The following is a 25,023-nucleotide window of genomic DNA, read 5'->3' on the forward strand; positions in this document are numbered from 1 at the left end:
GGGCCAGAATGAGCCCGTGCCTTCCCTGTTGCTGATCGAGGACGACGACGCCATCCGTACGGCCCTGGAGCTGAGCCTGACGCGCCAGGGCCACCGGGTTGCCACCGCTGCCACCGGCGAGGACGGCCTCAAACTGCTGCGTGAGCAGCGGCCGGACCTGATCGTGCTGGATGTGATGCTGCCCGGTATCGACGGGTTCGAGGTGTGCCGGCGCATCCGGCGCACGGACCAGCTGCCGATCATCCTGCTGACCGCCCGCAACGACGACATCGACGTGGTGGTGGGCCTGGAGTCCGGCGCCGACGACTATGTCGTCAAGCCGATCCAGGGGCGGGTCCTGGACGCCCGGATCCGGGCGGTGCTGCGACGCGGTGAGCGCGAGTCGACCGACGCGGCGAGCTTCGGCTCCCTTGTCATCGACCGCGCGGCCATGACCGTGACGAAGAACGGCGAGGACCTCCAGCTCACCCCGACCGAGCTCAGGCTGCTCCTCGAGCTGAGCCGGCGGCCCGGCCAGGCGCTGTCCCGCCAGCAGTTGCTGCGGCTCGTGTGGGAGCACGACTACCTCGGTGACTCGCGCCTGGTGGACGCCTGTGTGCAGCGGCTGCGTGCCAAGGTCGAGGACGTGCCGTCGTCCCCGACGCTGATCCGTACCGTGCGGGGCGTGGGCTACCGGCTGGACACGCCTCAGTGACCGAAGCACAAGGGGGGCTCCGCGACTGGTTCGCGGCTCGCAAGGGTGTGTGGTCACGGCTGCGTTTCACCAGCCTGCGACTGCGTCTTGTCGTCGTGTTCGGCCTGGTGGCGCTGACCGCCGCCGTGTCCGCGTCCGGGATCGCCTACTGGCTCAACCGCGAGGCGGTGCTCACCCGCGCCCAGGACGCGGTCCTGCGGGACTTCCAGCAGGAGATGCAGAACCGCGCGGGCGCCCTGCCCGAGGACCCCACGCAGGACGAACTCCAGCAGGCGGCGGGACAGATGGCGGGCAGCAGCCAGCGCTTCAGCGTGCTGCTCGTGGCCTCCGACACCAAGGGCCGGACGGTCTACGGCAATTCGGGTGCCCTGGACGGCTTCACGCTCCAGGACGTGCCCGTGTCGCTGCGCGAGGCGGTCAATGAGAAGCAGCAGGTCGACTCGGCCAACAAGTACGCCTATCACCTGTACTGGCAGCGGACCGTCGCCCACGACACCCCGTATCTGGTCGCCGGGACACGGGTGATCGGCGGCGGCCCGACCGGTTACATGCTCAAGTCCCTCGAACCGGAGGCCAAGGACCTCAACTCCCTGGCCTGGTCGCTGGGTATCGCCACCGGGCTCGCCCTGATCGGCTCCGCGCTGCTCGCGCAGGCCGCCGCGACGACCGTACTGAAGCCGGTGCACCGGCTGGGGGTCGCCGCCCGGCGGCTCGGCGAGGGCCGTCTTGACACCCGGCTCAGGGTGTCGGGCACGGACGAACTCGCGGATCTGTCGAGGACGTTCAACTACGCGGCCGAGGCGCTGGAGAAACGGGTCGAGGACATGTCCGCGCGCGACGACGCGTCCCGGCGGTTCGTGGCGGACATGAGCCATGAACTGCGTACGCCGCTCACCGCGATCACCGCCGTGACGGAGATCCTGGAGGAGGAGCTGGAGGCCGAGTCCGGCTCGATGGACCCGATGATCGAGCCGGCGGTGCGGCTGGTGGTCAGTGAGACGCGTCGGCTCAACTCCCTGGTCGAGAACCTGATGGAGGTCACCCGCTTCGACGCGGGTACGGCCCGGCTGGTCCTCGACGACGTCGACGTGGCCGACCAGATCACCGCGTGCATCGACGCGCGGGCGTGGCTGGACGCGGTGGAGCTGGACGCCGAGCGCGGCATCCACGCCCGTCTCGACCCGCGACGCCTGGACGTGATCCTGGCCAACCTGATCGGCAACGCGCTCAAGCACGGCGGTTCCCCGGTGCGGGTGGCGGTGCGCGCGGCGGACGACGAGGTGGTCATCGGGGTCCGCGACCACGGCCCCGGTATCCCCGAGGACGTGCTTCCCCATGTCTTCGACCGCTTCTACAAGGCCAGTGCCTCCCGCCCCCGCTCCGAGGGCAGCGGCCTCGGCCTCTCGATCGCCCTGGAGAACGCCCACATCCACGGCGGCGAGATCACCGCGGCGAACTCCCCCGACGGGGGTGCCGTCTTCACGCTGCGGATTCCCCGGGACGCCTCGGAGCTGGCGGAACAGCTCATGGAGGCCAGGAAGGCCGACGACGGGGCGAAGAAGGGAAAGGCGTGATGCGCCCGCAGGGACGACGCGAGGAGAGGGCGAGCACACCACGTGCCCGGCTGAAGGTGCTGCGGCTGCTGGCGCTCCCGGTGCTCGGCCTGCTGGTCGCCGGGTGCGGGATCCGGCCCACCGAGGTACCCACCGACTTCGGGCCCGCGCCGTCACGGGTGCGGTGTTCGCTGTCCGAGCCGGGCACCGCGGAGCCGTCCTCGCACGGGCTGGCCGTACAGGTGTTCCTGCTGTGCGGGGCGTCGCTGGTGGCCGTGGACCGGAGCCTGAGGGTCCCGGACGGCACCGCCGACTCCGAGCGGCGGGTGCTGGTCGCGCAGGGACTCCTCGACCAGCTCGCCGAGACGCCGTCGGCGGCCGAGCGGGAGGCCGGGTACCAGACGTATGTGCGTGGCGGCATGACCGTCAGCGGGCCGCGCCCCAAGGACCCCGAGGACACGCTCCGGCTGAGCACCCCGCCCGCCGAGCTCTCCGCCTACGCCCTGGCCCAGGTCGTGTGCACCTTCTCCGACTCGGCCGCGGCCGAGGGCGACGGCTCCGTCATCCTCGGCGGCCCTTCGACCGCACCGCTGCGCCGCTACGACTGCACCGACGAGGTCCGCGCCCAGCCGGGCAGCCACCAGCCGACGTCGGCCGAGGTGACGGGCGGCTGACGCGGAGCCGGCCGGCACGTGTGGCGCAGGCCTCACCCAGGTACCCCGGGGTGTTCCGGAACCGATCGTGCCGAGCGGGGCGTCTTGGGGATCGTGCAGCGTCAAGGCTTCGTCGGCGGCGATACCGTCCTACGCGTCCGTGTGGCAGGAGGTGCCCTCCTGGTCGCACACCTCGCGTTCGTCGCCTGGCTCACGCTGCGGCCGCTGGACGTGCCCTGGGTCGTCCCCGCCAACCTGCACCCCTTCGCCGGCATCCGCGCCGACCTGGCCCTCGGCGGGCAGCAGGCGGCCCGCCGGATCGGTGAGGGGCTCGCGCTGCTGGCCCCGCTCGGCTTCCTGCTCCCGATGGTGCACGGCCGGCTGTGGGCGTCCCCGGTCGGTTCCCTGATCCGCACCTGTGCCGCGGGCGCGCTGATCTCCCTGGGCATAGAGCTGCTCCAGACCGGCGTCCCCGGCCAGGTCGTCGACATCGACTCCCTGTTCCTGAACACCGCGGGCGTCGCCCTCGCGCACCTCGCGGTCGTGCCGGCGGTCCGCCGGTCGCTCCGCCGCAGGACCGAGCGCCGCCGGCGCACCACCGTCCGCCAGGAGGAGCCGGCTCAGGGTCTGACCCCGACGATTCCCAGGGTCGGGATCGCACCGTAGAGCGACGCTTTGTGGCGTTCGTCTCCGTAGCGTTGAAGACAGCTGGAGAGGGTCACTCGGACCCGACCACCGACGCTCACGAAGGAGCCGCAATGTCCCGCCTCGCCCGCCCCACCGACGGCCGCATGATCGGCGGAGTGTGTGCCGCGCTGGCACGGCGCTTCGGCACCTCCGCGACCACGATGCGCGTGATCTTCCTGGTGTCCTGTCTGCTGCCGGGCCCGCAGTTCCTGCTCTACATCGCCCTGTGGATCCTGTTCCCCTCCGAGGAGAAGGCGCGGACCGCCTGGTAACGCCCTGGACGAGTACGCCGGTGGGGCGCACCCCGAGATCTCGGGGTGCGCCCCACCGGCGTGTACGAGGAGCGGCGGGCTCAGCCGAGCGGCAGTCCGTTCAGGCCGGTGCCGCTGCCGGGCAGCACCCGGCCGATCGGCAGGCCGCCCAGGAGACCGGCGACGGGTCCGGTCGGGCCGTCGGCGAGGACCTTCTCGACGGCGGGTTGCGCGGCCGACAGGCCCGTGCCGATCGCCGGCTGGGCCTGCGACAGCGCCTCACCGGCGCCCGGCAGCGACTTGGTGACGTTCTCGGTGGGGAGCCCCTGGGAGACGGAGCCGAGCGCCTGGGTGGCGTCCGGGACCGCCGGAGCGGCGTTCGCTGCACCCGCGCCGGCGGCGGCGAAGGCGGCACCGAGGGCGGCGACACCGAGGGTCTTGGCAGCAGACTGCTTCATGAAATGCGTCCTCGAAATGGGTTTGCGGGATGTCAGCGGTCCATGACCGTAAACACGGGAACCCACCCGCCGCAAACATCGAAATGCGGACGGATTGTGAACACCCGCCCGCATTTCACACCCACGGTTCTCCCCGGTCAGCCCTCGTTGTCCACAGAACCGCTGGTGGAGGCGGTCTGCTGGAACAGCCATTCGGACTTCAGCTCGGCATATCCGGGCTTGATGACGTCATTGATCATCGCGAGGCGTTCATCGAAAGGAATGAACGCTGATTTCATCGCATTGACGGAGAACCACTGCATGTCGTCGAGCGAATAACCGAACGCCTCGACAAGGTGCTCGAATTCCCGGCTCATGCTGGTGCCGGACATCAGCCGGTTGTCGGTGTTCACGGTGGCCCGGAAGTGCAGCCGCCGCAGGAGTCCGATCGGGTGCTCGGCGTACGACGACGCGGCCCCGGTCTGGAGATTGGAGCTGGGGCACAGCTCCAGCGGGATCCGCTTGTCCCGGACGTAGGAGGCGAGCCGTCCGAGCTTGACCGTGCCGTCCTCATGGACCTGGATGTCGTCGATGATGCGCACGCCGTGCCCGAGCCGGTCGGCGCCGCACCACTGCAGGGCCTGCCAGATGGACGGCAGCCCGAAGGCCTCGCCGGCGTGGATGGTGAAGTGGTTGTTCTCGCGCTTCAGGTACTCGAAGGCGTCGAGGTGCCGGGTGGGCGGGTAACCGGCCTCCGCGCCCGCGATGTCGAACCCCACGACGCCCAGGTCGCGGTAGCGGTTGGCGAGCTCGGCGATCTCCAGCGCGCGGGCCGCGTGCCGCATGGCGGTGAGCAGGGCGCCGACTCGGATGCGGTGGCCGTTCGCCCTGGCCCTGCGCTCGCCTTCCCGGAAGCCCTCGTTGACGGCCTCGACGACCGCTTCGAGGGTCAGCCCCTTCTGCAGGTGCTGCTCGGGGGCGTAGCGCACCTCGGCGTAGACGACGCCGTCCTCGGCGAGGTCCTCGGCGCACTCGGCGGCCACCCGCACCAGCGCCTCACGGGTCTGCATGACGCCGACGGTGTGCGAGAAGGTCTCCAAGTACCGTTCCAGGGAACCGGAGTCGGCGGCTTCGCGGAACCAGACGCCCAGCCGGTCCGGGTCGGTCTCGGGGAGTCCGGTGTACCCGGTGTCCAGGGCCAGGTCGACGATCGTGCCGGGGCGCAGCCCGCCGTCGAGGTGATCGTGCAGCAGAACCTTGGGTGCTCGGCGGATCTGGTCCGAGCTCGGGGAGTTCCCCATCCGGTCAGTCTGGCTCGTCATCTGGGCACTCTAACTCCTACGCGCGTAGAGCGCCCGTTGTACGAATCCGCCGATACGTAACGGTGACCGCCCCGCCCCGTGTCGTACACCCGGGCTTCTGACACTGTTCTGCCATGGCACAGCAAGCGACGCCGGTGCGCACCGCCCGACTGGGCAGGGCACTCGGCCCGGAGCCGACGGCGGTGAGCGGGGTGGTGCTGCTCCTCCCGGGCGGCGACGAGACCTCTCTGCGCAGACCCGCCTCGATGCGACTCCCCTCCGCCGTCAGGGCGTTGGGGCGACGACTCGCCCGTGCGGGGCACGCCGAGGGGCTCGCGGCCCACCTCGTGCACTACCGCTATCGCGGCTGGAACGGCAGCGAGGCGCACCCCGCGCACGACGCGACCTGGGCCGCCGACGAGGTCGTACGGCGGTACGGCGACGTCCCCGTGTCCCTGGTCGGCGTCGACATGGGCGCACGGGCGGCACTGCGCGCGGGCGGCCACGAGGCCGTCAACTCCGTGGTCGCGGTGGCTCCCTGGCTGCCCGAGGACGATGTGGCGGCCACCCCCGAGCCGGTCAAGCAGCTTGTGGGGCGGCGGGTGTTGATCGTGCACGGGACCAACGACCAGCAGGTGGATCCCGAGTTGTCGTTCCGGCTCGCGTCCCGGGCGAAGAAGGCGAACCGGGAGGTGTGCCGGTTCGAGGTGCACTCCGACGGGCACGGACTGCACCAGTACCGGGCCGAAGTGCAGGCCCTGACCGAGGACTTCGTCATGGGGGCGCTGTTCGGGCGGGTGCTGTCCCGGCCGGTGCGGGACGCGCTGGCCGCGCCTCCGCCGCTGGGGCTGCGGATGCCGCTGGCTTCCGGGTTCGGGCGGCGGCGGTAGGTCAGGGCAGCGGGCCGCAGGTCACGGCAGCAGGTTGCCCCTTCTCGACAGCAGGAACTGCTTGAAGGCGGCCACCGGCGGGGTGTCCGGGTGGCCGTCGAGCCAGGCGACGCCGATCTCGCGGGCCGCCCGAGGGGCCGTGACCGTCAGTTCCACGACTCCTGGGCGGGGGAAGGCCGGAGGCGGCAGGAGGGCGACGCCCAGGCCCGCCGCCACCAGCCCCCTCAGCGTCTCCGCCTCCTCGCCCTCGAAGGCGATCCTCGGTTTGAAGCCGGCCTCCTGGCAGAGGTCGTCGGTGATGCGGCGCAGGCCGTAGCCGGGTTCCAGGGTGACGAAGGACTCCTCGGCGGCCTCGGCGAGGCGGACCCGCCTGCGGGCCGCGAGGGGGTGGTCGGCGGGGACCACGAGCCGCAGCTTCTGCTCGTCGAGACGCCGGGCGACGAGGTCGGGGGCGTCCGGCACCGGGGAGGTCAGGCACAGGTCCAGCTCGCCCGCGCGCAGGCGTTCGATCATCGCCTCGCCGTAGGTCTGGACCAGGCTGAACCGGACCCGGGGGTGGTCGGCGCGGAAGGCCCGGATGAGGCCGGGCACCGTCTCCGAGCCCATGGTGTGCAGAAAGCCGAAGGCGACCTTGCCGGTGGCGGGATCGGCGTCGGCACGGACCTCGTCGGCGGCCCGCCGGATCTCACCGAGGGCGCGTTCGACGGAGCCGAGGAAGGCGCGGCCTGCGGGGGTCAGGGAGACGGTGCGGCCGATACGGGCGAACAGGTCGACGCCGAGGTCCTGTTCGAGGCGGACCATGGCCCGGGAGAGCGTGGACTGGGGTACGTCCATCTCCTGGGCGGCGCGGGTGACGTGCTCGGTCCGGGCCACGCCGGCGAAGTACGCGAGCCGCGGGGCCAGCAACATCACCATGTCATCTGTGTCACTGGACGGTGACAGGCGCCCCTGTGACCTCTGCTGATGCTCCATGGGAACGATTATGGCGAATCCATGCATTGGACGGATGAGTGGAGCGGTACGTAACTTCGAAGCATGCCTGCCAGTACCGAGGCGTCCACCCGCGTGGGCGCCGCATCCCCCGTCGCCGTCGACTCCCGTCTGTCCCCGGGCGGCCCCGGCTACCGCCGGATGAGCTTCGCCCTCTTCCTCGCCGGGGTCGCCACCTTTGCCCTGCTGTACTCGACGCAGGCCCTTCTCCCGCTGATCTCGGGCGAGTTCGGCGTCGCGGCGAGCGAGGCGAGCTGGACGGTGGCGGCGGCGACCGGCGGTCTGGCGCTGTTCGTGCTGCCGATGAGCGCCCTCTCCGAGCGCTTCGGACGCCGTACGGTCATGACGGCCTCGCTGGCGCTCGCGGTGACGGTCGGGATCCTGGTCCCCTTCGCGCCCTCGCTGACCACACTGGTCGTGCTGCGGGCGGTGCAGGGAGCGGCCCTGGCCGGGCTGCCCGCCTCCGCCACGGCGTATCTCGCCGAGGAGGTCCGCCCGAAGGCACTGGTCACGGCGATCGGCCTGTTCGTGGCCGGCAACAGCGTCGGCGGGATGAGCGGCCGGGTCATCACGGGCTGGGTCGCGCAGGAGTGGGGCTGGCGGGTGGCCGTCGGGGTCATCGGCGCGATCGCGGTGGCCTGTGCCGTGGCGTTCCGCCTGCTGCTCCCGGCACCGCAGCACTTCAAGGCGGGCTCCCTGAGGCCCCGCGTGCTGCTCGGCACGGTCCGCACGCACCTCTCGGATCCGCTGCTGTGCCGCCTGTACGCCATCGGCGCGCTGTTCATGACGGTCTTCGGCGGCGTGTACACGGTGATCGGCTACCGCCTGACGGAGGCCCCGTTCGGGTTGCCCCAGGGCATCATCGGCTCGATCTTCCTGGTCTACCTGGTGGGCACGGTGTCCGCGTCGACGGCGGGCCGGCTGGTCGGCCGCCTGGGCCGCCGGGGCGCGCTGTACGCGGCGGGCGGTACGACGGCGACGGGCCTGTTCTTGTCCCTCGCGGACTCGCTCCCCCTGGTCCTGCTGGGCCTGGTCCTGATCACTGGTGGGTTCTTCGCCGGCCACGCGGTGGCGTCCTCGGCGGTCAGCAAGACGGCCACCCACGGCCGGGCGCAGGCCTCGGCCCTCTACCAGTCCGCCTACTACATCGGCTCCAGCGCGGGCAGCACGGTCGGCGCGCTCGCCTTCCACGCGGGCGGCTGGGCCGGGACGGTCGGGGTCGGACTGCTGGCGGTGCTCGGCGTGGTGTCGATCACCGTCCTCGGAACACGTGCGGCCCGGGCCCAGCAGCGGCTCGCGACGGCCTGAGCCGCACGTCCTACATCCCCCCGACCGGGGTCGGCCGGTCGGGGGGATTGCTGTATCCAGCTTCTGACCTGCGTGTTCGCTCGCTCCAGGGGCCGTTGTCAGTGGGCTGCGGTAGTTTCCGAGTAGTGGGCGCAAAGGCGCGACGCAGCACGGCCACAGGGGTGGGTGGACGATGACGGACACTACGGCTACGACGACGGACCTCGACATCAGGCTCGAGAAACACCGCACCGAGCTGACGGGGTACTGCTACCGCATGCTCGGTTCCTCCTTCGAGGCCGAGGACGCGGTGCAGGACACGATGGTCCGGGCCTGGCGGAGCTACGACAAGTTCGAGGGCCGTTCCAGCCTCCGCTCCTGGCTGTACCGCATCGCGACGAACGTCTGCCTGGACATGCTGACGGCGGGCAACAAGCGCGCCCGCCCCATGGACCTCACGGAGTCGACGCCCCTCGCCCAGGCCGCCCTCTCCCCCCGCCCCGACCACACCTGGCTGGAGCCGATGCCCGACAGCCGCATGCTGCCGACCGTCGAGGACCCGGCGGAGGCGGCCGTCGCCAAGGAGACCGTGCGGCTCGCCTTCATGGCCGCCCTCCAGCAGCTGCCGCCCAAGCAGCGCGCGGTGCTGATCCTGCGCGAGGTGCTGGCCTGGAAGGCGAGCGAGGTCGCCGAACTCCTCGACACCTCCGTCGCCTCGGTCAACAGCGCCCTCCAGCGGGCCCGCGCCACCCTCGCCGAGCGGGAGGAGCACGGCGCCGACGCGGCCGTGTCCGACCCGCTGGACGAGGAGCAGCAGAAGCTCCTGGAGCGCTATGTGAAGGCGTTCGAGGGGTACGACATGACGGCACTGACGGCGCTCCTCCACGAGGACGCCATCATGACGATGCCGCCGTTCGACCTGTGGCTGACGGGCCACGACGACATCACGGGCTTCATGACGACCCTGGGCTCGGCCTGCGAGGGCTCCCGTCTGGTGCCGGTGCAGGTCAACGGCCTGCCGGGGTTCGCCCAGTACAAGCCGGACCCGGACAAGGGCGGCTTCACCCCGTGGGCGGTCCAGGTGCTGGAGATCTCAGACGGCCGGCTCACCGGGTTCCACTTCTTCCTGGACACCCAGCGCTGGTTCCCCCTGTTCGGCCTGCCCCTCCACCTCGAAGCGGAGGCCGAGGAGGGCGAGGAGGGCGTGTAGCGCGGGGTCGGGGTCGCGCAGCCTGATCCGGCCCCCGGCGCGCCGGGCCGCGAGCTGGAGCCGGGCGAGCAGGTCGACGGTGCCGAGCCCCGGCGGCCCGAGCCCGGCGACATCGCACACCACCACTCCGGCGCCGGTCGTCCGCAACAGGGCCCGGACCTCGTCGCCCAGCCCTGTCACCTCGTCCCGGGTGACGGGGCCGGCGAGCACGAGTACAGCGGGTGTCATGGCGTCCACGATCGGTAGACCTGACGGGCGGGCACAATTCATCGGCCGACGCCTCGACCGCGCGGGAAGGATCACGTTGACCTGGGTGGCACCTGCCCCCGAGGGTTACCTGTATGCACCACCCATCAGCACCTCCCTGGATAGGCCACGCCCTCCTCACCCTTGAGGAGCCCCCGTGCAGGGAGTGCTGACCGGCTTCGCGGTGATCGCGGTGGTCATCGCCGTCGGCTATCTCATCGGTCTGCGCGGTTACCTCGGCGACCAGGGCCGGGAGGTCCTGACCAAGCTCGCCTTCCATGTGGCCTCCCCCGCCCTGCTGTTCACCACGCTGGCCCGGGCCGACCTGTCGGTGATCTTCTCCAGCCGCCTGCTGGTGACGGCCCTGAGCACGGTTGCGGCGGCGGGGGTCTTCGTGGCGGTGGGTGCCGTCCGGGGCTGGGGCCTGGGCCGTACGACGATCGGCGCGCTGTGCTCGTCCTACGTCAACTCCGGCAACCTCGGCATCCCGATCGCGGTGTACGTCCTGGGCGACGCCTCGCTGGTGGCGCCGGTGCTGCTGTTCCAGCTGGTGGGGGTGACCCCGGTCGCGCTGACGGTCCTGGACCTGGCGTCGGGCGAGGGGGAGAAGGGCCCGCTGTGGCGGAGACTGCTGACCCCGCTCCGCAATCCGATCGCGGTGGGCTCGCTGGCCGGGGTGGCGGTGTCGGCGGCCGGCCTGAAGGTCCCGGCCCCCGTCATGGACCCCTTGACCCTGATCGGCGGCATGTCGGTCCCGGCCGTCCTCCTCGCCTTCGGCATCTCCCTGTGCGGCAGCACGATGCCCGGCCGGGGCCCGGACGGACAGCTCGTCCTGCTCTCGGTCGCGCTCAAGTCGGTGGGGCAGCCGGCAGCGGCCTGGGCGCTGGCCGCCGGGGTCTTCGGCCTCCACGGAGCCCAACTCCTCGACGTGGTGGTCACGTCGGCCCTCCCGGCCGCGCAGAACCTGTACACGTACGCATCGGCCTACGGCGTGGGCGAACGCCTGGCCCGGGACTCGATCCTGGTGTCGACGGTGCTGTCGGTGCCGGTGCTGGTGGTCGTGGCGGCCTGGCTCGGGTGACCAGATGTCAACTGAGCGGGAAGATGCCGGTGTCCAAGTCCAACTTGAACGGTGAGGGCAACGTCAGCCTCTCGCCGTACTCCACCGAGACAAGGACGCGATATGTGCCGTTTTGCGGCTCTCCGTAAAGCGTCGCCGTGGGACGCCCGGACTGCCAGGCATCCAGGAGAAGGTAGAGCGGCACTCCCGCCACGGCGTAGGCGTGGGCTTTCTTGATGCGGTCATGGTTCGCATTGCTTTTGGATGTGACCTCGACAACGAGTTCAGCCTCGCCGGCATGCACGCGCGTTCCGCGGCGCAAGGCGTTCCTGGGCACCACGCACAGGTCGGGAACGAACAGGCCGCCCGTCTCCGGGCACGTCAGTCCGAGCGTCTGATAGATGCCCCAGTTGCAGTCGGGAGGCAGCGCCCCGTACATGCGTTCCTGGAGCAGCTCAGCAGTGTCGTTGTGTTCTTCGGACGGCGGCGGCGACACGGTGACGATCCCTTCGACGATCTCCACCTTGCTGCCCTCCGGAGCGTCCGTCTCCTCCCAGACACGGACGATCTCGTCCCAATCCGTGCCCTCGGAGGCCCCGGACTCGGCGGCGAGTGCGCTCATGGCGGTCTCCATTCGTTACGTCACCGATCCCAGCATGCCGAACGGGACCGATGGTGGTCCACCGATCCCGTTCACCCGCATGAGGAACCTACAGGTCAGGCGATGCGCTCCAGCACCACCTGCGACGCCGTGAACGCCGTACCGGCCGCCTCGATGTCGTAGGAGCCCGACACCGCCTCCAACGCGTACTCGAAGCGTTCCGGGGTGTCCGTGTGGAGAGTCAGGAGAGGCTGGCCCTCCGTCACCGTGTCGCCGGGCTTGGCGTGGAGTTCCACGCCCGCGCCCGCCTGCACCGGGTCCTCCTTGCGGGCACGCCCCGCGCCGAGGCGCCAGGCGGCGACGCCGATGCCGTAGGCGTCGAGGCGGGTCAGGACACCCGAGGAGGGTGCCTTGATCACGTGCTGCTCGCGGGCCACCGGCAGGTCCGCGTCCGGGTCGCCGCCCTGCGCCGCGATCATCCGGCGCCAGACGTCCATCGCCGAACCGTCGGCCAGCGCCTTCGCCGGGTCGGCGTCACGGATGCCCGCCGCCGCCAGCATCTCCTGGGCCAGCGCGATGGTGAGCTCCACGACGTCCGACGGGCCGCCGCCGGCCAGGACCTCGACCGACTCGCGGACTTCGAGGGCGTTGCCGGCCGTGAGGCCCAGCGGGGTCGACATGTCCGTCAGCAGGGCGACCGTCCTGACGCCGTGGTCGGTGCCGAGGCCCACCATCGTGGACGCCAGCTCCCGTGCGTCCTCGATGGTCTTCATGAACGCGCCGGTGCCGACCTTGACGTCGAGCACGAGCGAGCCCGTGCCCTCCGCGATCTTCTTCGACATGATCGACGAGGCGATCAGCGGGATCGCCTCGACCGTGCCGGTGACGTCACGCAGGGCGTACAGCTTCTTGTCCGCCGGGGCCAGACCGTCGCCCGCCGCGCAGATCACCGCGCCGGTGGTGTCGAGGACGTTCAGCATCTCCTCGTTCGACAGCAGTGCGCGCCAGCCGGGGATCGACTCCAGCTTGTCGAGCGTGCCGCCGGTGTGGCCGAGGCCGCGGCCCGAGAGCTGGGGCACGGCCGCGCCGCAGGCCGCCACGAGGGGCGCCAGCGGGAGCGTGATCTTGTCGCCGACGCCGCCCGTGGAGTGCTTGTCCGCCGTCGGGCGGGACAGGGACGAGAAGTCCATGCGCTCGCCGGAGGCGATCATCGCGGCCGTCCAGCGGGCGATCTCGCCGCGGTTCATGCCGTTGAGCAGGATGGCCATCGCGAGCGCGGACATCTGCTCGTCGGCGACCTCCCCGCGGGTGTACGCGTCGATGACCCAGTCGATCTGCTCGTCGCTGAGTTCACCGCGGTCCCGCTTGGTGCGGATGACGGAGATGGCGTCCATGGCCATGCAGGGCTTTCCTTCCGGGAATTACTTGGTGAGATGGCCCGGCCCGAAGGCCTGCGGGAGCATCTCGGAGAGCGGCAGGATGCCCGCCGGGGTCTCCATGAGCAGGTCCGGGCCGCCGAACTCGTACAGCAGCTGACGGCAGCGGCCGCAGGGGACGAGGACCTCGCCCCGGCCGTCCACGCAGGTGAAGTGCGTGAGCCGGCCGCCCCCCGTGTTGTGCAGCTCCGAGACCAGACCGCACTCGGCGCACAGGCCGACGCCGTAGGAGGCGTTCTCGACGTTGCAGCCGGTGATCGTACGGCCGTCGTCGACCAGGGCGGCGACGCCGACCGGGTAGCCGGAGTAGGGGGCGTAGGCCCGGGACATGGCGTCCCGGGCGGCCGCCCGCAGTGCCCCCCAGTCGACGCCCGTCACTTGCCCTGCCCCTTCCGGTAGCGCATGCCGTCCGCCTTGGGCATCCGCAGGCGCTGCGCGGACAGCGACAGCACCAGCAGCGTGACGACGTACGGGGTGGCGCCCACGAAGTCGCTCGGGACCTCGTCGGTGACCAGGTACCAGACCAGGACGCCCGCGGCCACCATGAGGCTGATGCCGCCCTGCCAGTGCGCCTTCTTGTACAGCTTCCAGCCGGCCATCGCCAGCAGCAGCACGAACAGCAGGAGCAGCAGCGCGTGGACGGTCTCGCCGCCGTTGCGCAGCTGGAGGGCGTCCGAGTAGCCGAACAGGCCCGCGCCCATGGCGAGGCCGCCGGGCCGCCAGTTGCCGAAGATCATCGCGGCGAGACCGATGTAGCCGCGGCCGCCGGTCTGGCCCTCCAGGTAGCTGTGCGAGGTGACCAGCGCGAGGAAGGCGCCGCCGAGGCCGGCGAGGCCGCCGGAGACGGCCACGGCCATGTACTTGTACTTGTAGACGTTGACGCCGAGGGACTCGGCGGCGATCGGGTTCTCGCCGCAGGAGCGCAGCCGCAGGCCGAACGGGGTGCGCCACAGCAGCCACCAGCTGCCGATGAACAGCACGACCGCGAGGACCGTCACGATGGACAGGTTGGTGAACAGGCCGCCGAGGATGCCGGCGATGTCCGAGATCAGGAACCAGTGGTGGTTCTCGATGGAGTGCAGACCGCTGGACACACCCGGGACGTCGAAGCTGGGCAGGGAGTCGACGGGCGGGGACTGCTTGGGGTTGCCGCCCGCGTCGGCCGCCTTGCCGTCGACGAAGAAGAGCTTGGCGAGGTACTGGGTGGTGCCGAGCGCGAGCAGGTTGATCGCGACACCGGAGACGATGTGGTCGACGCCGAAGGTGACGGTCGCGACCGCGTGCAGCAGGCCGCCGAGGACGCCGAAGCCGACACCGCACAGCAGGCCGAGCCAGGGGCTGGACTGCCAGCCGATCCAGCCGGCGCCGAAGGTACCGAGGATCATCATGCCCTCGAGGCCGATGTTGACCACGCCGGACCGCTCGGACCACAGACCGGCGAGACCCGCGAGGCCGATCGGCACGGCGAGGCTGAGCGCGGCGGAGACCTGGCCCTCGGAGGTGAGCTGGTCGGAGCCGGAGATGACGCGCACCGCGGCGACGAGCAGCAGCGCACCGGCGACGATCATGAGGATCTGGCCGAGCGGGCGGCCCGACCGGGTGGCGGTGTCCGCCTTGGGTGCCGCGGGGGGCGGCGTGTCGGTCATCGTGGCAGTCATCACGCCACCTCCTGCTTCTGGGTCGGGGCTGCGGCCTGGGCGGCGAGCTCGGCGCCGACCCGCTGCTGCTGGCGCTTGAGTCCGTAACGGCGTACGACCTCGTAGGCGATGACGACGCACAGGACGATGACGCCCTGGATCACGCCGAGGATCTCCTTGTCGTAGCCCTCGAACTCCAGGTGGTTGGTGGTGCGCTCCAGGAAGCCCCAGAGCAGGGCGCCCAGCGCGATGCCGACCGGGTTGTTGCGGCCGAGCAGGGCGATGGCGATACCGGTGAAGCCGATGCCCACGGGGAAGTCGTTGCTGAACTGGTGGCTGTCGTTGAGCAGGGTCGGCATGCCGATCAGGCCGGCCACCGCGCCCGAGATGAGCATGCTGGTGGCGATCATCTTCTTCACCGAGACACCGCTCGCGGCGGCGGCGGACTCGGACTGGCCGACGGTGCGCAGATCGAAGCCGAACCGGGTGCGGCCGAGCACGAACCAGTACGCGATGCCGACGATCACGGCGATCACGATGAAGCCCCACAGCTCGCCCGCGGCGCCGGTGTCGATCTGGAAGAAGTACGACGACTCAGGCAGCGGCTTGGTGGAGACGACCGTGCCGCCGGCCTGGAGCTCGGCGAGCTTTCCGGGCTGGAGCAGGTAGGCGATGATCGCGGTGGCGATCGCGTTGAGCATGATCGTCGAGATGACCTCGCTCACGCCGCGGGTCACCTTCAGAACGCCCGCGATGCCCGCCCACACGGCGCCGGTGCCCATGGCGCACAGGATGATCAGCGGGATGGAGATCCAGCCCGGCGTGGTCAGCGCGCCGCCGAGGACCGCCGCGAAGAACGCGGCGATGCGGTACTGGCCGTCGACGCCGATGTTGAACAGGTTCATCCGGAAGCCGATGGCCACCGAGACGCCCGCCAGGTAGTACGTCGTCGCCTTGTTGAGGATGTAGACCTGGCTGTCGCTCGCGGAGCCGTAGGTCAGCATGTCGCTGAAGGCGGCGCCCGGGTTCTTGCCGGTGGCCAGGATCACCAGGGTGGTGACGACGAGCGCGGCGACGACCGCCAGCAGCGGGGCCGCGATGCCGAGGAGCAGCCGCTCCTTGTCGATGCGTTGGGTCAGCTTGTTCATCGGGAGTCGTCCTCGTAGTCCTCGGCGGAGACCGCTGCGGAGTCCCCTGCGGAGCCTTCTGCGTGCTCCAGGTGGCCGGTGGCCGCACCGGTCATGGCGGAGCCCAGCTCCTCGGGGGTGATGGTGGCGGGGTCGGCGTCGGCGACCAGTCGGCCGCGGTACATCACCCGCAGGGTGTCGGACAGGCCGATGAGCTCGTCCAGGTCCGCGGAGATCAGCAGCACGGCCAGGCCCTCGCGGCGGGCCTCGCGGATGTGGTCCCAGATCGCGGCCTGCGCGCCGACGTCCACACCGCGGGTGGGGTGGGCGGCGATGAGCAGCTTGGGCGCGTGGCTCATCTCGCGGCCGACGATCAGCTTCTGCTGGTTGCCGCCGGACAGCGAGGCGGCGGTGACGTCGATGCCGGGGGTGCGGACGTCGTACGCCTGGATGATGCGCTCGGTGTCGGTGCGGGCCGCCTTGATGTCGAGGAGCTGGCCGCGGGAGTTGGGCTTCTCGCTGACATGGCCGAGGATGCGGTTCTCCCACAGCGGGGCCTCGAGGAGCAGACCGTGACGGTGCCGGTCCTCGGGGATGTAGCCGACGCCGGACTCTCGGCGGCGGCGGGTGGGCACGTGGGAGATGTCGGTGCCGTCGAGGGTGACCGTGCCGGAGTCGGGGGTGCGGATGCCCATGATGGCCTCGACCAGTTCCGACTGGCCGTTGCCCTCCACGCCGGCGATGCCGAGGACCTCGCCCTTGTGGATGGTGAAGGAGATGTCGTCGAGGATGATCCGCTCGACGCCGTCGAGGTCGGTCTGGGCCAGGCGCAGGCCGTCCAGCTTCAGCAGCGGGACGTCGGTGACCGTGGACTCCTCGGTCTCCGGGGTGGGCAGTTCGCTGCCCACCATCAGCTCGGCGAGCTGCTTGGTGGTGGTGTCGGCGGGCTTCACCGTGCCGACGGTGGTGCCGCGCCGGATGACGGTGATCTCGTCGGCCACCGACAGGACCTCGCCGAGCTTGTGGGAGATGAAGATGACGGTGAGGCCCTCGGCCTTGAGCTCGCGCAGGTTGTCGAAGAGGGCGTCGACCTCCTGGGGCACGAGGACGGCGGTGGGCTCATCGAGGATCAGGGTCTTGGCGCCGCGGTAGAGGACCTTGAGGATCTCCACGCGCTGGCGGTCGGCGACGCCGAGCTCCTCCAGGAGGACGTCGGGGCGGACGTTCAGGTTGTACGCGTCGGAGATCTCCCTGATCTTCGCGCGGGCCTTGGCGCCGATGCCGTACAGCTTCTCCGCGCCCAGGACGACGTTCTCCAGGACGGTGAGGTTGTCGGCGAGCATGAAGTGCTGGTGCACCATGCCGATGCCGCGGGCGATGGCGTCGGCGGGGGTGTGGAAGGTGACCGTCTCGCCGTTGACCGTGATGGTGCCCTCGTCCGGCTGCTGCATGCCGTAGAGGATCTTCATCAGGGTGGACTTGCCGGCACCGTTCTCACCGCACAGGGCGTGCACGGTGCCCGTGCAGACGGTGATGTCGATGTCCTTGTTGGCGACGACGCCTGGGAATCGCTTGGTGATGCCGCGCAGTTCGACGGCAGCGGGAGGGCTGGACGCGTTGATGGCGCACTCTCCTGGGGGAAAGGGGCTGCGTAGGGGAGGGCAGGCGTCGGCGACGCTAGCGCGGCAACTCCGTGCTACACGCGTAGAGTTGACACATTGTTATGGCTCGACGAGGGGGTTGTCGAGGCCCCCTCGTCGAGCCCGGGTTCCGGCGGGAACCGTCAGGTCAGCTGGTCTTGACCTTGATGGTGCCGTCGACGATCTTCTTCTTCGCCTCGTCCAGCTTGGGCTGGATGTCGTCGATGAAGCCACCGCTGGTGGAGAGGCTGACACCGCCCTTGGCGAGGGAGTAGATCTGGTTGCCGGTCAGCGGCTTGCCGTCGTTGACGGACTTGATGAAGTCGTAGACGCCGACGTCGACGTTCTTGACCATCGAGGTCAGGATCGAGTTCTTGTACTTGGCCAGGCCCGGGATGTTGTACTGGTCCGAGTCCACGCCGATGGCCCAGGCGCCCTTGACGCCGGAGACGGCCTCGATCGAGCCGTTGCCGGAGGAGCCGGCCGCGGCGTAGATCACGTCGACGCCGTTGTCGAGCATGCCGGACGCGGCCTCCTTGCCCTTGGCGGGGTCGGCGAAACCGGAGAAGTCCGAGCCATGGGTCAGGTACTGGACGTCGACCTTGACCTTGGGGTTGGTGTCCTTGACGCCCTGGGCGTAGCCCGCCTCGAACTTCTTGATCAGCGGGGTGTCCACGCCGCCGATGAAGCCGACGTGGTCCTTCTTGGTCTTCAGCGCCGCGGCGACACCGGCGAGGTAGGAACCCTGCTCCTCGGTGAAGGTGATGCTGTCGACGTTCGTGGCCTTCGCGACCGAGTCGATGAGGCCGAAGTTGACCTTCGGGTACTTGGGAGCGACCTTGTCGACCGAGGTGGCGTAGGAGAAGCCGACGGCGACGATCGGGTTGTAGCCGGCGTCCGCCAGGTCGGTCAGGCGCTGCTCGCGGTCGGCCTCCGTGTCGGAGCTCTTGGCGGTCAGCTCCTTGAGGGAGCCGCCGAACTCCTTCGCGGCCTTGTCGGCGCCGCGGGCGGCGGAGTCGTTGAAGGAACGGTCACCACGGCCGCCGACGTCGTAGGCGAGGCCGATCTTGATGCCGCCCTTGCTGCTGCCGGCGGAGGCGGACGACGAGCTGTCGTTCCCGGAGGAAGTGCTGCCACAGGCAGTGGCAGTCAGTGCGAGAGCTGCGGTGGCGATACACGCAGCGGAAAGCTTGGCTACCCGGCGCACGGGAGGCTCCTTCACCTGACCTGAGCGCCTTGTCGGCGCTTCATGTGAGCACCATGCCAGTGCCCGGGCCTGAACGCCCCTGCGGCGTTGGCTTCGCGGCATCGTAACGCGCGTAGATGTCGGAAACAGACCTCTTCCGAAGCCGTTATCGATTCGAGGCAAACAGCGTCTGAACTGAGGCTCTTGCGCCTTCGCACACCGGGATTTCGATGTGCGCACAATTGGCTTACGACACTGTTGCGCCAGCCGGAGGAACGGCCCCCGTGGGGGCCGTCCGTCACGCGTGGGCGCCGTCCGTCACGCTGGGATCACTGTGCGGCGTCCAGCAGGGCCGCGGCCGTGAAGAGCTCCACACCTACGGTGATCGCGGACTCGTCGGCGTCGAAGTCGCCCTGGTGGAGGTCGCGCACGGTCCGCTCCCCCGGCGTCCGCACCCCGAGGCGGGCCATGGCCCCGGGAACGTGCTGGAGGTACCAGGAGAAGTCCTCCCCGCCGAGGCTCTGCTCGGTGCTCTCGACCGAGTCGGCACCGCGCCGGGCGGTCATGGCCTCGCGGATCAGCTCAGTGACGTCCCCGTCGTTGACGACCGGCGGCACGCCCCGCACGTAGTTGATCTCGGACTTGGCCCCGTGCAGATTGGCGACCTCGTCGATCGCGGCGACCACGATGTCCGGAGCCTGCTGCCAGGTGTCGAGGTCCAGGCAGCGCACGGTCCCGGAGAGCTCGGCGTGCTGCGGGATGACGTTCGGGGCGTGCCCCGACTCGATCCGCCCCCAGGTCACGGCGAGCCCGGCCCGGGTGTCCACGCGCCGGCCGACGATCGCGGGCACGTCGGTGACCACGCGGGCGGCGGCGGTGACGAGGTCGGTGGTGAGGTGCGGCCGGGCGGTGTGCCCACCGGGCCCGTCGAGGGCGATCTCCAGGCGGTCACAGGCCGACGTGATCGCCCCGGTCCTGAGCCCGATCTTCCCGGCGTCGACCCGCGGGTCGCAGTGCACGGCGAGGATCTTGCCGACCCCCTCCAGCACGCCGCAGTCGATGGCGTCGGCGGCGCCGCCCGGCAGCACTTCCTCGGCGGGCTGGAAGACCAGCCGCACGGGCCGCGGCAGCAGCCCCCGCTGGTGCAGGTCGGCGAGGACGAGCCCGGCCCCCAGCACCACGGCGGTGTGCACATCGTGCCCGCAGGCATGCGCCCGATCGGGCACGGTGGACCGGTACGGGCACTCGGTCTTCATGTCCGGGATGGGCAGGCCGTCGATGTCGGCGCGCAGGGCGAGCATGGGCTTTTGGCCGTCCCAGTCGCCGATGTCACATACGAGCCCGGTCCCGACGGCGAGCACCCGGGGCTTCAGCCCGGCCCGCTCCAGCCGTTCCTTGATCGCCGCGGTGGTCCGGAACTCCTGATTGCCGAGCTCCGGGTGCATGTGCAAGTCGCGTCGGAAGTGGACGAGTTCGGCGTGCAGCGCGTCGCTCAGCACGCCGGGGAGCAGCGCTTCCCCGGGCAGATCGACCTCGGACTCCAGTGACATCAGTTGCTTCACCCTCTAAAGGGTAGGACGCCGGGGCGACCAACCGACCCGCGATCAACAAAACTTCAACCCGCGGGTGGAAGAAAATCTGGCCGCTCGGCGCATGGATGTGTTTTGAGGTGGGTAGGAACCTCCTTTCCCACACATACCATGCTGCGCCTACCCCCGTGGGCTCTGTTCATCTGTCGGAACGGGATCGGGACGGGGCGGGGATGAGGGCGGGGGCCTCACGACGGTCGGGGACGCGGTCACGTGGAGTGATCGCTGGTGGTGGCGGCGCGGTCCGCCAGGGCCGACGGTCGCGCAGGTGGGGCGGTCACGGGCAAGGAACACTCGCTCCGACCTCTATTCCGGAGGGAGCCGTCTCAGGGACGGCCTGGAGGAGCCACCGGGCTGGAGAGCCATCGGACCAGCCGGCGCGGGGCGGGGCGGAGCCACGTCTAGGCCGCAGCGAGCTCGCACCACACGAACTTCCCCCGGTTGCCGTGCCTGGCCAGCGGCTGCCACCCCCACAGATCAGCGCAGGCCTTGACCAACGCCAAACCCCGCCCTTCCTCCCCCAGCAGCCCCAATTCACCGGGCGGCTCTGGAGGCCCGGGGTCCGCGTCCCAGGCACCGATCCGCAGCACCCCCGCTGACCAGCGCACCCGCAGCGCGGCGGGCCCGTTGGTATGCCGTACGGCATTGGAGACCAACTCGGCTGCGAGGAGCTCCGCGGTGTCGACGAGGCAGACCAGGCCGTGCATCGTCAGGATGAGGCGGAGGGTGCGGCGGGCGACGGTGACGGCTCGGAGGTCGTTGGGGATGTAGAGCGTGTACTCCCAGGGTTCGTTTTTGTTTTCGGGCATGCGTCAGCTCCAGGTCGGGGGGGCGATTGGCGGGCGGTGGCAGTGCCGCAGCCGTCATGGCAGGACGGGGCGGTGCGCTTCCGGGGTCCCGGTGTTCCGCAGAGTGTGCGTCGCGTCACTGACGGTAGACCTTAGATTTAAGAGACAGCAAGCCGATCGCGTAACCTGCTCCCCGAACGAGTCATGCACACAGGCGTGTTGAACGAAGGGTGGTCGATGGGGACCAAGCGCGAGCCCACTGCACGCCAGATGCGCTTGGCGGTCGAATTGCGCAGGCTCCGAGAGGCGGCAGACCTGAGCGCCCGCGAGGCAGCGGCGCTGCTCGGAGTGAACTCCGTCCAGATCAGCCAGATCGAGTCGGGCGTCTCAGGCGTCAGCGAGAAACGCCTCCGCCGCCTGGCCGCTCACTACTCCTGCGCGGACAGTGGGTTGATCGACGCCCTGGTGGCCATGGCGACCGACCGCACCCGCGGCTGGTGGGAGGAGTATCGGGGGCACCTGCCCACACCGTTCCTCGACCTCGCCGAGCTGGAGCACCACGCCACATTCCTGCGGGAAGCTCAGTTCCTGTACATCCCGGGCCCGCTCCAGACGGAGGACTACGCCCGTGCCGTATACGGATACAGAGTCCCTGAACTTCCTCACGAAGAGCTGGAGTTGCGCGTCCAGCACCGAATGCGGCGCAAGATGACTCTTGAGGGCGCCGTCCCCAAGCCGTACGTAGCCGTCGTCCACGAGGCGGCGCTGCGCATCATGGTCAGCGACCGAGCTGCCTCACGCGCACAACTCTCCCGAGTCCTGCAGCTCTCCGAAGCGGACCACATCACCGTGCGGGTGATCCCCTTCGGCGTGGAGCACTTCGCCGGAGCCGCGAGCGCCATGACATACGCGGGAGGAACGGTGCCAAGGCTCGACACCGTCGTACGCGACGGCCCACACGGTGCGGCCTTCATCGATTCAGAAGCCCAACTCGGCGCCTTTCGAACACTTTTCCTTAAGGTGGAGGCCGCGTCGCTCGACCCCGGACGGTCGCGCGACTTCATCCACAGACTGGCGAAAGAGCTGTGAGGACTTCATGGACACCCCTGACAACTGGCGGAAGTCGTCCTACTCAGGCCCCGGCGACGGAGACTCCTGCGTAGAGATCGCAAACTCCCCCATACACATAGCCATCCGAGACTCCAAGACCCCGACACGGGCCACCCTCACCTTCCCGCCCGACATTTTCACGGCCTTCCTCGAAGCCCTGAAGTCCCCACACTCCTTCAACCGATGACCGTCGGGGAAACTCCACCCGCCGCCCTCGCCGAGCCCTACACCGAGCAGTTCTCCGACTGGGCCGGCATCCCCACGCTGGACAGAGCCCAGATCACGGCTTCGCCGAGTTGATGAAGGAGCAGGGGAAGGGCCCGGTGGTCGACATCGGCAGCGGCCCGGGCCACGTGCCCGCGGCGCTACACAATCTCGGCGTCCCGGTCTTCGGCGTGGACGTGGGAGCGCCGCCCAGGCGCGCGGGCCCAGTCGAACGCGCCGGCGCATTCAACTCCGCAAGCACGATGCAGTGCACCGGTTGAAGACCCCCGCCTCGCGTCACAATTTGTGCTTGAATGATTACATAAATGGACTCCGCACTATGGGGTCCGCACGAAGCCCAGGGGGGGCAATGGTTTCACTTAAAGGAATGTCGCGCCTACATCGACGCGCAGCTCTCTGCATGCTTTTTGCAGCGTGCATCACTGCAGGGACGGGTACAAGCCCGGCTGGCGCCATCGAGGGAGGGTGGCCGGTCGCCAATGGCGATCTTCCGTATGTGGGCAGGATCCTCATTCCTTACTCATCGACTACGAGTGAACTATGCACTGTCATCCTCATTCGTCCGGATGTGGGGATAACGGCGAAGCACTGCTTCAAGGATCACGGATACAACCCCGCTTTCGGAGCCATCGCCATGCGGTTTGGCTCGACCAGCTCCACGGAAGGCGGGCAGGTCCGCACCGCCGTCGATCTGAGGCTCGGTAGCAACTTTGACCTCGCCCTGGTCCATTTCCAGTCAACGACTGCAATCGCCACACTCCCTCTCGCGCGAAGCGACCAAAAAGGTCTTTGGAAGAATGGAACGGTGACCCTCGCATCGGGATGGGGCAGCAACTCTCCCACCCTTCAGGCCGCCAACATGAAGATCAAAGACCAGGTGTACTCGTCAGCGCAAGCGCTGAGCGGGTACAACTACCTCATGAAGGCCGAGTCTTACCGCGGAAATGTCACACCCGGCGACAGCGGGGGCCCATTGATCAACGAGCAGTCCATTAATGGACAAGTCGTTGAAACACTGGTGGGGGTACTTTCCCAGAAGTCGCGGGGAGGCGCAGCGGCGTACACAAAGGTTGGATCCACTCTCCCCTGGATCACTTCAAACCTGAACAGCATTCCAGTTCTTGCACCACCTGCATGACCAAATGCCTGTTTTGACACGCCGTCCGATGCAATGGAACTCGCTAGGCGGCGGCCAGCTCACACCACACAAACATCCCCGGTTGCCGCGCCTGGCCAACGGCTGCCACCCCCACAGATCAGCACAGGCCTCGACCAAGGCCAGCCCCCGCCCCTCCTCCTCCCGCTCCCCGAGGCCGACCGCGAGCTACACGTACGGCATCGCATGCAGCGCCGAGCAATCCTCGAAAGGCCCGCACCGATCCCCTACCGGGCGGTGATCCATGAAGCAGCACTACGAATCAGGGTCGGCGGCCGGGCCACCTCACTGACCCAGCTCGCCCGCATCCTGGAGCTTTCCGAAGCGGACCACATCACCGTCAGAATCATCCCGTTCACCCTGGAGCGCTTCGACGACACAGGCAGCGCCATGATCTATGCCGGTGGCGACATCCCGGAGTTGGACACCGTGGTCCGCGACGCGCCACACGGCACGGCATTCATCGACGCGGAGGCCCAACTCGGTCTATTCCGAACGCTCTTCCGTAGAGTAGAAGCATCGTCACTCGATCCAGAACAGACACGGGACCTGATCCACAATCTGGCCAAAGAGCTGTGAGGCGAGGCATCCAATGAGCGCACGCGACTACTGGCGGAAGTCGTCCTACTCAGGCGGCGGCGACGGCAACGCCTGCGTAGAGATCTCAACCCGCCCCACCCACATAGCCATCCGCGACTCCAAGTCCCCGGCCCGCGCCACCCTCACCTTCCCGACAGGATCCTTCACCGCCTTCCTCGAAGCCCTGAAGACCCCGCATGCCAGCCGCTGACGGTCAGCGTGGCTGCATCCGCAGCCTGACGAAATCGCTGTGACACCCACATGAGCACTCCCGACAACTGGCGGAAGTCGCCCTACCCAGGCCCCGGCGACGGCGACTCCTGCGTCGAGATCGCGAACTCCCCACATAGTCATACGCGACTCCACGACCCTGGGCGGCGCCCCCTCACCTTCCTGGCCGAAGCATTCGCGCCCTCCCTCGAAGCGCTGAAGTCACCGCAGGTCTTCGCCCCGGTGGCCCAAAGGACCGGCACGCCCCAATGGCAGAAGTCGTCCTTCTCCGGTGGCGGCGAGGGCAACGACTGCGTGGAGATAGCGGACCTGCGCTCCCACATAGCCGTCCGCGACTCCAAGGCCCCCACTTGGGCCACCCTCGCCTTCCCAACCGAAGCCTTCACCGCCTTCCTCGAATCTCTGAAGTCCCCACCCCACGCCCCCAGATGACCGTCAGGGAAACTCCACCCGCCACCT

General features: G+C 69.4%; 27 protein-coding genes and 2 pseudogenes. 15 read left to right on the forward strand and 14 right to left on the reverse strand.

Features of this window, described 5'->3' with window-relative positions; translation table 11 throughout:
• The first annotated feature begins 16 nt into the window (after nucleotides 1-16).
• The 5 genes from afsQ1 to RKD20_RS16715 all read left to right on the forward strand — a co-directional run bounded on the left by afsQ1 (nucleotide 17) and on the right by RKD20_RS16715 (nucleotide 3,859).
• Complete coding sequence (gene afsQ1, locus RKD20_RS16695; protein WP_020118753.1) at nucleotides 17-694, forward strand: two-component system response regulator AfsQ1; 678 nt, start codon at nucleotides 17-19, stop codon at nucleotides 692-694.
• Complete coding sequence (locus tag RKD20_RS16700; protein ID WP_424878422.1) at nucleotides 691-2,268, forward strand: ATP-binding protein; 1,578 nt, start codon at nucleotides 691-693, stop codon at nucleotides 2,266-2,268. Before afsQ1 ends, RKD20_RS16700 begins: the two co-directional genes overlap by 4 nt.
• Complete coding sequence (locus tag RKD20_RS16705) at nucleotides 2,268-2,921, forward strand: hypothetical protein (RefSeq protein ID WP_424883236.1); 654 nt, start codon at nucleotides 2,268-2,270, stop codon at nucleotides 2,919-2,921. The genes RKD20_RS16700 and RKD20_RS16705 overlap by 1 nt, the downstream gene beginning before the upstream one ends.
• Nucleotides 2,922-3,014: 93 nt before the next feature.
• Nucleotides 3,015-3,566, forward strand: a complete 552-nt coding sequence (locus tag RKD20_RS16710) for a VanZ family protein (RefSeq protein ID WP_424878423.1) — start codon at nucleotides 3,015-3,017, stop codon at nucleotides 3,564-3,566.
• A gap of 92 nt (nucleotides 3,567-3,658) precedes the next feature.
• Nucleotides 3,659-3,859, forward strand: coding sequence for a PspC domain-containing protein (locus RKD20_RS16715; RefSeq protein WP_020118749.1), 201 nt, complete (start codon nucleotides 3,659-3,661; stop codon nucleotides 3,857-3,859).
• Between the two features lie 80 nt (nucleotides 3,860-3,939).
• On the opposite strand, the gene RKD20_RS16720 is transcribed toward RKD20_RS16715, so the two are convergent.
• Together RKD20_RS16720 and RKD20_RS16725 are read right to left on the reverse strand one after the other, a co-directional pair.
• Nucleotides 3,940-4,296 carry an ATP-binding protein gene (locus tag RKD20_RS16720; protein ID WP_424878424.1) on the reverse strand — a complete coding sequence of 119 codons (357 nt, stop codon included), beginning with the start codon at nucleotides 4,294-4,296 and terminating at the stop codon, nucleotides 3,940-3,942.
• Between the two features lie 137 nt (nucleotides 4,297-4,433).
• A complete protein-coding gene (locus tag RKD20_RS16725) occupies nucleotides 4,434-5,597 on the reverse strand; it encodes an adenosine deaminase (protein ID WP_424878425.1) in 1,164 nt (387 codons plus the stop codon).
• Between the two features lie 113 nt (nucleotides 5,598-5,710).
• On the opposite strand from RKD20_RS16725, the gene RKD20_RS16730 reads away from it, so the two are divergent.
• The gene (locus tag RKD20_RS16730; RefSeq protein WP_424878426.1) at nucleotides 5,711-6,466 is read left to right on the forward strand and encodes an alpha/beta hydrolase; all 756 of its coding nucleotides are present in this window, start codon (nucleotides 5,711-5,713) and stop codon (nucleotides 6,464-6,466) included.
• Nucleotides 6,467-6,487: 21 nt separating this feature from the next.
• Here the strand turns inward: RKD20_RS16730 and RKD20_RS16735 are convergent, their stop codons facing one another.
• Entirely contained in the window at nucleotides 6,488-7,438 is a 951-nt protein-coding gene (locus tag RKD20_RS16735) for a LysR family transcriptional regulator (protein ID WP_424878427.1), read from the reverse strand.
• Nucleotides 7,439-7,501: 63 nt separating this feature from the next.
• On the opposite strand from RKD20_RS16735, the gene RKD20_RS16740 reads away from it, so the two are divergent.
• Together RKD20_RS16740 and RKD20_RS16745 are read left to right on the forward strand one after the other, a co-directional pair.
• Nucleotides 7,502-8,764 carry an MFS transporter gene (locus RKD20_RS16740; RefSeq protein WP_424878428.1) on the forward strand — a complete coding sequence of 421 codons (1,263 nt, stop codon included), beginning with the start codon at nucleotides 7,502-7,504 and terminating at the stop codon, nucleotides 8,762-8,764.
• 172 nt (nucleotides 8,765-8,936) lie between these two features.
• Complete coding sequence (locus RKD20_RS16745) at nucleotides 8,937-9,953, forward strand: sigma-70 family RNA polymerase sigma factor (RefSeq protein WP_424878429.1); 1,017 nt, start codon at nucleotides 8,937-8,939, stop codon at nucleotides 9,951-9,953.
• Here the strand turns inward: RKD20_RS16745 and RKD20_RS16750 are convergent.
• Entirely contained in the window at nucleotides 9,837-10,223 is a 387-nt protein-coding gene (locus tag RKD20_RS16750; protein ID WP_424878430.1) for an STAS domain-containing protein, read from the reverse strand. The two genes, RKD20_RS16745 and RKD20_RS16750, sit on opposite strands and share 117 nt — an antisense overlap.
• Before the next feature lie 133 nt (nucleotides 10,224-10,356).
• Between RKD20_RS16750 and RKD20_RS16755 the strand changes: the two genes are divergently transcribed.
• The gene (locus tag RKD20_RS16755) at nucleotides 10,357-11,280 is read left to right on the forward strand and encodes an AEC family transporter (protein WP_424878431.1); all 924 of its coding nucleotides are present in this window, start codon (nucleotides 10,357-10,359) and stop codon (nucleotides 11,278-11,280) included.
• A gap of 7 nt (nucleotides 11,281-11,287) precedes the next feature.
• On the opposite strand, the gene RKD20_RS16760 is transcribed toward RKD20_RS16755, so the two are convergent.
• The 9 genes from RKD20_RS16760 to RKD20_RS16800 all read right to left on the reverse strand — a co-directional run bounded on the left by RKD20_RS16760 (nucleotide 11,288) and on the right by RKD20_RS16800 (nucleotide 21,284).
• The gene (locus RKD20_RS16760; protein WP_424878432.1) at nucleotides 11,288-11,881 is read right to left on the reverse strand and encodes a Uma2 family endonuclease; all 594 of its coding nucleotides are present in this window, start codon (nucleotides 11,879-11,881) and stop codon (nucleotides 11,288-11,290) included.
• 95 nt (nucleotides 11,882-11,976) lie between these two features.
• Entirely contained in the window at nucleotides 11,977-13,254 is a 1,278-nt protein-coding gene (locus RKD20_RS16765; RefSeq protein WP_424883237.1) for a thymidine phosphorylase, read from the reverse strand.
• A gap of 27 nt (nucleotides 13,255-13,281) precedes the next feature.
• The gene (locus tag RKD20_RS16770; RefSeq protein WP_424878433.1) at nucleotides 13,282-13,674 is read right to left on the reverse strand and encodes a cytidine deaminase; all 393 of its coding nucleotides are present in this window, start codon (nucleotides 13,672-13,674) and stop codon (nucleotides 13,282-13,284) included.
• Entirely contained in the window at nucleotides 13,671-14,954 is a 1,284-nt protein-coding gene (locus RKD20_RS16775) for an ABC transporter permease (RefSeq protein ID WP_424878434.1), read from the reverse strand. Before RKD20_RS16775 ends, RKD20_RS16770 begins: the two co-directional genes overlap by 4 nt.
• On the reverse strand, nucleotides 14,954-16,081 hold the full coding sequence (locus tag RKD20_RS16780) for an ABC transporter permease (RefSeq protein WP_424878435.1): 1,128 nt from the start codon (nucleotides 16,079-16,081) through the stop codon (nucleotides 14,954-14,956). The genes RKD20_RS16775 and RKD20_RS16780 overlap by 1 nt, the downstream gene beginning before the upstream one ends.
• A complete protein-coding gene (locus RKD20_RS16785) occupies nucleotides 16,078-17,649 on the reverse strand; it encodes an ABC transporter ATP-binding protein (RefSeq protein ID WP_424883238.1) in 1,572 nt (523 codons plus the stop codon). Before RKD20_RS16785 ends, RKD20_RS16780 begins: the two co-directional genes overlap by 4 nt.
• A 199-nt stretch (nucleotides 17,650-17,848) precedes the next feature.
• Complete coding sequence (locus RKD20_RS16790; RefSeq protein ID WP_424878436.1) at nucleotides 17,849-18,907, reverse strand: BMP family lipoprotein; 1,059 nt, start codon at nucleotides 18,905-18,907, stop codon at nucleotides 17,849-17,851.
• A 308-nt stretch (nucleotides 18,908-19,215) separates the two neighbouring features.
• Nucleotides 19,216-20,436, reverse strand: coding sequence for a M20 family metallopeptidase (locus RKD20_RS16795; RefSeq protein WP_424883239.1), 1,221 nt, complete (start codon nucleotides 20,434-20,436; stop codon nucleotides 19,216-19,218).
• 440 nt (nucleotides 20,437-20,876) lie between these two features.
• On the reverse strand, nucleotides 20,877-21,284 hold the full coding sequence (locus tag RKD20_RS16800; RefSeq protein ID WP_424878437.1) for an ATP-binding protein: 408 nt from the start codon (nucleotides 21,282-21,284) through the stop codon (nucleotides 20,877-20,879).
• 216 nt (nucleotides 21,285-21,500) lie between these two features.
• Here RKD20_RS16800 and RKD20_RS16805 point away from each other — a divergent pair, with 216 nt between their 5' ends.
• The 3 genes from RKD20_RS16805 to RKD20_RS16815 all read left to right on the forward strand — a co-directional run bounded on the left by RKD20_RS16805 (nucleotide 21,501) and on the right by RKD20_RS16815 (nucleotide 23,736).
• Nucleotides 21,501-22,352 carry a helix-turn-helix domain-containing protein gene (locus RKD20_RS16805; protein ID WP_424878438.1) on the forward strand — a complete coding sequence of 284 codons (852 nt, stop codon included), beginning with the start codon at nucleotides 21,501-21,503 and terminating at the stop codon, nucleotides 22,350-22,352.
• Nucleotides 22,353-22,359: 7 nt separating this feature from the next.
• On the forward strand, nucleotides 22,360-22,560 hold the full coding sequence (locus RKD20_RS16810; protein WP_359429992.1) for a DUF397 domain-containing protein: 201 nt from the start codon (nucleotides 22,360-22,362) through the stop codon (nucleotides 22,558-22,560).
• A gap of 438 nt (nucleotides 22,561-22,998) precedes the next feature.
• A complete protein-coding gene (locus RKD20_RS16815) occupies nucleotides 22,999-23,736 on the forward strand; it encodes a trypsin-like serine protease (RefSeq protein ID WP_424878439.1) in 738 nt (245 codons plus the stop codon).
• A 43-nt stretch (nucleotides 23,737-23,779) separates the two neighbouring features.
• Here RKD20_RS16815 and RKD20_RS16820 read toward each other — a convergent pair.
• A pseudogene (locus RKD20_RS16820) lies at nucleotides 23,780-23,895 on the reverse strand (ATP-binding protein); the annotation flags it as partial.
• Between the two features lie 6 nt (nucleotides 23,896-23,901).
• On the opposite strand from RKD20_RS16820, the pseudogene RKD20_RS16825 reads away from it, so the two are divergent.
• From RKD20_RS16825 to RKD20_RS16835, 3 genes and pseudogenes are all read left to right on the forward strand, one after another.
• Nucleotides 23,902-24,333, forward strand: a pseudogene (locus RKD20_RS16825) (DUF5753 domain-containing protein); the annotation flags it as partial.
• Between the two features lie 13 nt (nucleotides 24,334-24,346).
• Nucleotides 24,347-24,544, forward strand: a complete 198-nt coding sequence (locus RKD20_RS16830) for a DUF397 domain-containing protein (RefSeq protein ID WP_359429985.1) — start codon at nucleotides 24,347-24,349, stop codon at nucleotides 24,542-24,544.
• A gap of 242 nt (nucleotides 24,545-24,786) precedes the next feature.
• The gene (locus tag RKD20_RS16835; RefSeq protein WP_424878440.1) at nucleotides 24,787-24,996 is read left to right on the forward strand and encodes a DUF397 domain-containing protein; all 210 of its coding nucleotides are present in this window, start codon (nucleotides 24,787-24,789) and stop codon (nucleotides 24,994-24,996) included.
• The last annotated feature ends 27 nt before the right edge of the window (nucleotides 24,997-25,023 follow it).

This window comes from Streptomyces sp. SLBN-8D4 (genome assembly GCF_049739545.1).
Taxonomy (GTDB): Bacteria; Actinomycetota; Actinomycetes; order Streptomycetales; family Streptomycetaceae; genus Streptomyces; species Streptomyces canus_C.